Below are 8,496 nucleotides of genomic sequence, written 5' to 3'. Positions count from 1 at the left end.
CAGAACGCCGACAATGCCGCCCAGACCGAGAAGATCGCCCGCCAGTCGGCCAAGGATGCGGAAATGAGCGGCGAAGCCGTGACCCGGGCCGTCGGTGCCATGCGCACCATCGCCGAGAAGATTTCCATCGTGCAGGAGATTGCCCGCCAGACGGATCTGCTCGCGCTGAATGCTGCCGTGGAAGCGGCCCGCGCGGGCGAACATGGCAAGGGTTTTGCCGTCGTTGCTTCCGAGGTCCGTAAACTGGCCGAACGTAGCCAGTCGGCGGCTGCCGAAATCGGCCAGATGTCGGGCGATACGGTGAAGGCTGCGGCCGAGGCCGGTGATATGCTCAACCGTCTGGTGCCGGATATCCGCAAGACCGCCGAACTGGTGTCCGAAATCTCCGCCGCCTGCCGCGAGCAGGATATCGGTGCGAGCCAGATCAACGAGGCGATCCAGCAGCTCGACAAGGTGACCCAGCAGAACGCCAGCGCATCCGAACAGATGTCGGCGACCTCGGAAGAGCTGGCCGCCCAGGCGGAGGAATTGCAGGCCTCGATCGCCTTCTTCAAGGTGGACAGCGCCGGTCACAGCGTCAAGAAGGCTCTGCCCAAGGCCGTGACGAAGGTCTCGATGACAAAGCCGGCGGCAAACCGCAGGCCGGCCGCGGCGGGCAATTCGGTTGCTGCCCAGCAGGCACGTGCCAAGGGCTTTGCACTCGATCTTTCGATGGGCGGGCCCGACGCCGAGGATGCCGATTTCCGCGAAAGCGCCTGACGGTCGACTGGCTTCAAGGCAATACAGGGCTGGAATCGGCCCTGTTTCAAAGTTCTACGCAGCGAGCGCCTGTGCTGACGCCGTGAAACTTCCCGTTAAACTTGAAGGGGATAGCAATGCGCCTAACCATCAAATTAAAGCTGGCAATAGGGTTCGGCCTGATGATCGTTCTGATCGTCGCAGCTTCAGGACTTGGGGTCCGCAGCCTCGATCAGATGAACACCCTCCGCAACGATTTGCTGGAGGGGCCGATCCAGCAGAACGGCTTTGCCAACGACCTCGCTGCCGCGTTCGACGGATTGGGTCAGGCAGAGCGCGACCTTTTGCTGGCAACCAGCGCAGAGCGGGAAGCCAAGGCTACCGCAGCGATGGATGCGGAAAAGCAGGCTTTCGAAAAAGCCATGACCGACGGTCACAAGGATGCGCCTGCCGAGTTCCAGGGAAAATGGCAGGAGGTCCGTGATTTCTGGGACGATTATCTGGCCATCAATGCGAATGTCCGTTCGCTCGTTGCTTCCGGGCAGAAAGCCCGGGCTCTCGAAATCAACCAGAACGAGGGTGCGGTTGCCAGCGACAAGCTGGATGGCATGACCGAGGCGCTTGCCGCGCTGACCGAGGCGGCAATCGCCGAGTCCGACAGGATCGGCGACACTGCCTATAGCTGGACATCCACCCTGCTTCTGGCGATCGCAGCAGGAGCACTCATTCTCGCAATTGGCACGGCATTCTGGATTTCGATGACGATCAGCGGCGGTCTGCGCCGTGCCATCGATCTGTCCAGCGCGGTCGCCCTTGGCGATCTCGATTATCATATCCAGCACAAGGGTAACGATGAGATCAAGGATCTCGTCACTGCGATGCAGGCGATGACATCGAATCTGAAGGAAACGGTGGCGCTCGCAGATCAGATCGCCAATGGTGATCTCTCCGGTGAGCCGAAGTTGTTGTCCGACAAGGATACGCTCGGCCTTGCCTTGCAAAGAATGACCTACAATCTGCGCAATACGGCTGCCACTGCGGATCGTATTGCCGATGGTGATCTCACGGTCGAGCCGACGCCGATGTCCGGTAAGGATACGCTGGGGCTGGCGCTTCAGCGCATGATCGAGCGCCTGCGCGGCGTCGTCGCCGATGCGCTGTCCGCCTCCGACAATGTTTCGGCCGGCAGCCAGGAACTGTCCGCCAGCTCCGAGCAGGTCAGCCAGGGCGCCACCGAGCAGGCGGCATCCGCCGAAGAGGCCTCGGCCTCGATGGAGGAAATGGCCGCCAATATCAAACAGAACGCCGACAATGCCGCCCAGACCGAGAAGATCGCCCGCCAGTCGGCCAAGGATGCGGAAATGAGCGGCGAAGCCGTGACCCGGGCCGTCGGTGCCATGCGCACCATCGCCGAGAAGATTTCCATCGTACAGGAAATTGCCCGCCAGACGGATCTGCTCGCTCTCAACGCTGCTGTAGAAGCGGCCCGCGCGGGCGAACACGGCAAGGGCTTTGCCGTTGTCGCCTCGGAGGTGCGTAAACTTGCCGAACGTAGCCAGTCGGCGGCTGCCGAAATCGGCCAGATGTCGGGCGATACGGTGAAGGCTGCGGCCGAGGCCGGTGATATGCTCAACCGTCTGGTGCCGGATATCCGCAAGACCGCCGAACTGGTGTCCGAAATCTCCGCCGCCTGCCGCGAGCAGGATATCGGTGCCGGCCAGATCAACGAGGCGATCCAGCGGCTCGACAAGGTGACGCAGCAGAATGCCGGCGCCTCCGAACAGATGTCGGCGACTTCGGAAGAGCTGGCCGCCCAGGCGGAAGAGCTGCAGGCCTCGATCGCCTTCTTCAAGGTGGACGGCGTCGGCGTTCGGGTCGCAGCGAAGAAGCCGGCACCGAAGCTTGCGAACCGCGCGGCCGGCAATACCGCCGCTGTCCGCAAGGTGCCGGCCTCGCAGAGCAGTGTTTCGGTGCAACAGGCGCGCGCCAAGGGTTTTGCTCTCGATCTTTCGATGGGCGGGCCCGACGCCGAGGATGCCGACTTCCGCGAAAGCGCGTAACCGGCTTTCGATGACAATCCGGCGGCCCGGTTCCGGGCCGTCGTTCGGTCCTGCGTGTGTAGGCGCGGGACAAGACCCTCCGATACTACCGGTTTCGCGGACGTGAATCAGTCACCGCACCGCCCTGCTGGCTCGGACACCCTCCCAACGGAGCTCCCATCCGGGATGCTCATGTGTTTCCGACCCCAATGTGAAGGATTTTCACGGTGCGTATGACGATCAAACTGAAGCTTGCACTTGTGTTCACGGTCATCATTCTATTGACCGGGGCCATGGCGACCCTCGCCATTATCAATCTTGCCTCGCTCAATTCGGCGATTTCCCGGATGGTCAGCGGCCCGATCGCCGACACCAAGACTGTCGCAGACCTCAGCGCCGCTTTCAACGGAGCGGTCCGCTCGGAAAAGAATGCGATCCTCAGCACGAATCCGGCACAGATTGCCGAATTCGAAAAATCCATGAAGGACAGCCAGGACGAACTGGACGGCTTGATCACGACGATTTCGAAGTCGGCAGATCCGGAAATTCAGGAGAAAGCCAGCGAAATTCGCGCGATCTATGACCGATATGCGCCGGTTCAGCTGCGGATTGTCCAGCTTGCCACGCAAAACACGACGGAATCGAACGATCAGGCGGCAACCCTGACAATGGGGGAAAGCCGCGACCTGATGAACCAGGCGCTGAAGGCGATCAGCGACATCAGCGGTATCGTGACCGGCAATGTCCACGAGACCGACGAGGCGACCAACATACAGTATGCGCAGTCGGAATTCCTGCTGATCTGCGCGACCGTCGCCTTGACGCTGTTTTCTCTCGCGACTGCAGTCTGGATTTCGCTGAACATCTCGCGCGGCCTGAAGCGTGCGGTCAATCTGGCGGATGCCGTCAGCATCGGTGACCTGAACTACGAGATCGCCCACAAGAGCAATGACGAGATCAAGGATCTGGTCAATTCGATGCAGGTCATGACCGCAAACCTGCGCAACACCGCAAACCTTGCCGACAAGGTGGCCGACGGCGATCTGACAGTCGAGCCGGCGCCGCTGTCCGACAAGGATACGCTGGGTCTTGCCCTGCAGCGCATGGTCGAGCGTCTTCGCGGCGTCGTCGCCGATGCACTGTCCGCCTCCGACAACGTTTCCGGCGGCAGCCAGGAACTGTCCGCAAGCTCGGAGCAGATTTCTCAAGGGGCGACGGAACAGGCAGCCTCGGCTGAGGAAGCCTCCGCTTCGATGGAAGAGATGGCTGCCAACATCAAGCAGAATGCCGACAACGCGGCCCAGACCGAGAAGATCGCCCGCCAGTCCGCCAAGGATGCCGAAGTCAGCGGCGAAGCGGTCGCCCGTGCCGTCAGCGCCATGCGGACCATCGCCGAGAAGATCGGCATCGTCCAGGAAATCGCCCGCCAGACGGATCTGCTTGCTCTCAACGCTGCCGTGGAAGCGGCCCGTGCGGGCGAACATGGCAAGGGCTTTGCCGTCGTTGCTTCCGAGGTGCGTAAGCTCGCTGAACGCAGCCAGTCGGCAGCGGCCGAAATCGGCCAGATGTCGGGCGATACGGTCAAGGCTGCGGCAGAAGCCGGCGATATGCTCAACCGCCTGGTGCCGGATATCCGCAAAACCGCCGAACTGGTCTCCGAAATCTCCGCTGCCTGCCGCGAGCAGGATATCGGTGCCAGCCAGATCAACGAGGCGATCCAGCAGCTCGACAAGGTGACCCAGCAGAATGCCGGTGCATCCGAACAGATGTCGGCGACCTCGGAAGAACTGGCCGCCCAGGCAGAGGAACTGCAGGCCTCGATCGCCTTCTTCAAGGTAGACGGAGCCGGCGTTCGGGTCGCCGCCAAGAAGCCGGCGCCGAAGCTTGCGAACCGCGCGGCCGGCAATACCGCCGCCGTCCGCAAGGGACCGGTCTCACACAACAGCGTTTCAGCGCAACAGGCGCGCGCCAAGGGTTTTGCTCTCGATCTTTCGATGGGCGGACCGGATGCCGCGGACGCCGATTTTCGGGAAAGTGCATGATCATGGCAACATCGTCCCTTGAATCCCAATTCGTCACGTTCAGCCTCGGCGAGGAGGTCTTCGCCGTCCCCGTCGAGGTGGTCCGGGAAATCCTCGACTACGAGGAAGCCTTCAAGATCCCGAATGGTCCCGATTATCTGCTCGGCCTGCGCGACGTGCGCGGGCAGGGTGTTCCGACGATCGATCTCAGGCTGAAGCTCGGCCTGTCGAAGACCGTACCGACGCCGCATACGCGGGTGCTGGTCATGGATATCCCGCTCGAAAACCGGACTCTGTCGCTCGGTCTCGTCGCCGACCGGGTGTTCGAGGTGACGCCGTTCCGGCGTGACCAGATCGAGGCGGCGCCCGATATCGGCGTTCGCTGGCGCTCCGGCTACATCGCCGGCGTGGTGCGCCGGGACGGCGGGTTTGTGGTGATCATCGATCTCGCCAGCCTGCTTTCGAGAGAAGAAACTGCTTTGCTGACCCTGCCCGGTGCGGCAGGGCATGCTGCCTGAGGTCATCAGCATGAATGTCGCCGTCCGCCAGACACAGTCGCTTTCCGACCACATCAGCAAACGCAATTTCGATCGCCTCGCGCGGTTCATCTACGACTATAGCGGCATCAAGATGCCGCATACCAAGCTGACCATGCTCGAAGGACGCCTTCGCCGGCGCCTTCGGGCAACCAATATCGGCAGTTTCGACGACTATTGCGATTTCCTGTTCAACGAGGACGGGTTCGAGCAGGAGGCCGTCTACCTGATCGATGCCGTGACGACCAACAAGACCGACTTTTTCCGCGAGGCCAAGCATTTCGATTTCATGCGCGATGTCTCCCTGCCGGCGCTTGTCGGCAAAGGACATCATAATCTCAGACTCTGGAGTTCGGCCTGCTCGACCGGCGCCGAACCCTATACCATGGCCATGGTGATGGCGGAATTTGCCGAGGGGAGATCGGATGTCGATTATTCGATCCTTGCCACCGACCTCAGCACGGAGGTTCTCCAGGTTGCCCGGCAAGGCATCTATGCCGATGACATCGTTGCACCGGTACCACCGGCCTTGCGCAAGAAATATGTGATGACGGCCAAGCAGCCGGGGCGGCGGGAGGTTCGCATTGCATCGAAATTGCGCTCGCGGGTCGGGTTCAGCCGCATGAACCTGATGGATGCCAAATATCCGGTCGGCAGTCCCATGCACATCATCTTCTGCCGCAACGTGCTGATTTATTTCGACAAGCCGACGCAATCGGACGTGTTGACGCGGCTGTGCGATTGCCTCTTGCCCGGCGGCTATATGTTCATCGGGCATTCGGAATCCATCACCGGCATCGATTTGCCGCTGAAACAGGTTTCGAACACGGTTTTTCAACGCACTTAAACTTGAAATCGCGCATCGCCCTACCGGTCATGCGGTGAAAAGACAGGCCAATATGGGAAAGAAAATCCGCGTTCTGATCATCGACGACAGCGCCAGCGTCCGCCAGACCCTGACGGCGGTGCTGCAGCAGGATCCCGATATCGAGGTGATGGGGGCCGCCTCCGATCCGTTCATGGCGGCGCGCAAGATCCAGGAAGACATTCCCGATGTCATCACGCTGGATGTGGAAATGCCGCGCATGGACGGCATCACCTTTCTGCGCAAGTTGATGGCGCAGCACCCGATCCCGGTCGTCATGTGTTCCTCGCTGACGGAAGCCGGGTCGGAAACCTTGCTGCAGGCGCTTGAAGCCGGTGCTGTCGATATCATTCTCAAGCCGAAGATCGGCGCTGCCGATCATCTGGCGGAAAGCGGCATGCGCATTCGCGAGGTGGTGAAAAGTGCTGCGCAGGCGCGAGTTTCCGGCGTTCGCCGGACTGCGGCGCGCCCGGCTGCGGGGGCTGCCAATCCGAATGCGAGGCTGACAGCTGACGCCATGCTGCCACCGCCGACCGGACGGGCCATGGCCAAGACCACGGAAATGGTCGTCTGCGTCGGCGCGTCCACCGGCGGAACCGAGGCGCTGCGGGGGATGCTGGAGGCACTGCCCGCCAACGCGCCGGGCATCGTCATCGTCCAGCACATGCCGGAAAAATTCACCGCTGCCTTTGCCAAGCGGTTGAACAGCCTCTGCGAGGTGGAGGTCAAGGAAGCCGTTGACGGCGATCCCGTGCTGCGCGGCCATGTGCTGATTGCGCCCGGCGACCAGCACATGCTTCTGGAGCGGCAGGGTGCGCGCTACCATGTTTCGGTCAAGACCGGTCCGCTGGTCTCGCGCCATCGCCCGTCGGTCGATGTGCTGTTCCGCTCGGCGGCGCGCTCTGCCGGCGCCAACGCCATGGGCGTCATCATGACCGGCATGGGGGACGACGGTGCACGCGGCATGGAGGAAATGAAGCAGGCCGGCGCTTTCACGGTTGCGCAGGACGAGGCGACGTCGATCGTCTTCGGCATGCCAAAGGAAGCGATTGCGCGTGGTGGTGTTGACCGAGTGGTGCCGCTCGACCAGATCGCCCGCGAGATTTTGGCGGCGCAGGCGCGGTTTTAAAAGCCTTGCATCACCAGAAATGCCTTCATCCGCTCCGCCGCCAAATCCGGCTTATCCAGCACATTGGCTTTGTCGCCCAGGCGGAAGATATCGGCATAGTGCAGGACGCCGCGGGCCGATTGCATGCCGGCCGGCATGGTGAAATGGTTCTGGTGACCGTTGAGCCAGGCGAGGAAGACGACGCCGGCCTTGTAATATTGCGTCGGTGCCTCGAAGATTTTCCGCGACAAGGGCACGGTCGGTTCGATGACGCTGCGGAATGTTGCGACATCGCCTGATGCCAGCGAGGCTAGCGCCTTTGAGGCCGATGGTGCGACGGCATCGAAGATGCCGAGCAGGGCGTGGCTGTATTTCGTCCCGTCACCCTCGATCAGTTCCGCATAGTTGAAATCGTCGCCGGTGAAACAGATCACCCCTTCGGGCAGACGGTTGCGCAAGGCGACCTCGCAGGCGTTGTCGAGCAGCGAGATCTTGATGCCTTCGACCTTGGCCCTGTTCTCCTCGATGATCGACAGGACGGTATCGAGCGCCGTTTCGAAATTCTGAGAGCCCCAATAGCCCCCCAACTGCGGATCGAACATGTCACCGAGCCAGTGCAGGACGACCTTGTCCTTCGTCTGGCGAAGAATATGGCCGTAGACCTTGCGATAATCGTCCGGCGAGGCGGCGATACGGGCAAGCGCCCGGCTGGCCATCATGATCGACCGGCCGCCCTCGCGCTCGACAAAGCCGACCTGCGTTTCATAGGCATGGATGACGTCATCCAGCGAACGGGTGTCGGCGGGGGCCAGATGATCGGTGCCGGCACCGCAGGCGAGGTCGGCGCCGGGCACGGTGCGCGCCTCGGCCAGCGAGCGGCGGATCAGGTCCTGTGCGCCGGACCAATCCAGCCCCAGGCCGCGTTGCGCGGTGTCCATCGCCTCGGCGATCTTGAAGCCCAGGCTCCAGAGATGATGCCGGAATGCCAATGTCGTTTCCCAGTCGATCGCAGGACGGCCCCAGGGGTCGAGATCGCGCAGCGGGTCGGAGACCACATGCGCCGCCGCATAGGCGATGCGGTTGAAGACCGGGACCGTTGCAGGCCGTGCGATCGGCGTCCCCATAAATCGGTAAGGCTCAAGCGTGCCGTCGGCGCGCGGCAGCGACAGGGTGGCGGGCATGCGGGCTC

7 protein-coding genes are annotated in these 8,496 nt (G+C 62.1%); 6 read left to right on the top strand and 1 reads right to left on the bottom strand.

Annotation, left to right across the window (positions count from 1 at the left end; translation table 11 throughout):
• The 6 genes from ADU59_RS26590 to ADU59_RS26565 all read left to right on the top strand — a co-directional run.
• Positions 1-759: methyl-accepting chemotaxis protein (locus tag ADU59_RS26590; protein ID WP_244506518.1), on the top strand; the 759-nt coding region annotated here is incomplete at its 5' end.
• Positions 760-875: 116 nt separating this feature from the next.
• The gene (locus tag ADU59_RS26585) at positions 876-2,798 is read left to right on the top strand and encodes a HAMP domain-containing methyl-accepting chemotaxis protein (RefSeq protein ID WP_068958292.1); all 1,923 of its coding nucleotides are present in this window, start codon (positions 876-878) and stop codon (positions 2,796-2,798) included.
• 206 nt (positions 2,799-3,004) lie between these two features.
• Positions 3,005-4,819, top strand: coding sequence for a methyl-accepting chemotaxis protein (locus tag ADU59_RS26580; protein ID WP_068958291.1), 1,815 nt, complete (start codon positions 3,005-3,007; stop codon positions 4,817-4,819).
• Positions 4,816-5,316 (top strand): chemotaxis protein CheW, encoded by a 501-nt coding sequence (locus ADU59_RS26575; protein ID WP_193427105.1) that lies wholly within the window; start codon positions 4,816-4,818, stop codon positions 5,314-5,316. The genes ADU59_RS26580 and ADU59_RS26575 overlap by 4 nt, the downstream gene beginning before the upstream one ends.
• 4 nt (positions 5,317-5,320) lie before the next feature.
• The gene (locus ADU59_RS26570; protein WP_425332060.1) at positions 5,321-6,181 is read left to right on the top strand and encodes a CheR family methyltransferase; all 861 of its coding nucleotides are present in this window, start codon (positions 5,321-5,323) and stop codon (positions 6,179-6,181) included.
• A gap of 52 nt (positions 6,182-6,233) precedes the next feature.
• Positions 6,234-7,328: a protein-glutamate methylesterase/protein-glutamine glutaminase gene (locus tag ADU59_RS26565; protein WP_068958290.1), complete on the top strand. Its 1,095-nt coding sequence runs from the start codon at positions 6,234-6,236 to the stop codon at positions 7,326-7,328.
• On the opposite strand, the gene ADU59_RS26560 is transcribed toward ADU59_RS26565, so the two are convergent.
• Positions 7,325-8,488 carry a dihydrodipicolinate synthase family protein gene (locus tag ADU59_RS26560; RefSeq protein ID WP_068958289.1) on the bottom strand — a complete coding sequence of 388 codons (1,164 nt, stop codon included), beginning with the start codon at positions 8,486-8,488 and terminating at the stop codon, positions 7,325-7,327. The two genes, ADU59_RS26565 and ADU59_RS26560, sit on opposite strands and share 4 nt — an antisense overlap.
• Between the last annotated feature and the right edge of the window lie 8 nt (positions 8,489-8,496).

Origin of the sequence: Pararhizobium polonicum (assembly GCF_001687365.1) — a bacterium.
GTDB classification, from domain to species: Bacteria; Pseudomonadota; Alphaproteobacteria; order Rhizobiales; family Rhizobiaceae; genus Pararhizobium; species Pararhizobium polonicum.
Note: the sequence above shows the minus strand (reverse complement) of the source record. Positions and strands in the feature narration are given on the sequence as shown.

Bases quoted from the DNA above. Each gene is read 5' to 3' on its own strand.
- ADU59_RS26585 (WP_068958292.1), top strand. From the start codon at position 876: ATGCGCCTAACCATCAAATTAAAGCTGGCAATAGGGTTCGGCCTGATG.
- ADU59_RS26575 (WP_193427105.1), top strand. From the start codon at position 4,816: ATGATCATGGCAACATCGTCCCTTGAATCCCAATTCGTCACGTTCAGC.
- ADU59_RS26565 (WP_068958290.1), top strand. From the start codon at position 6,234: ATGGGAAAGAAAATCCGCGTTCTGATCATCGACGACAGCGCCAGCGTC.
- ADU59_RS26560 (WP_068958289.1), bottom strand. From the start codon at position 8,488: ATGCCCGCCACCCTGTCGCTGCCGCGCGCCGACGGCACGCTTGAGCCT.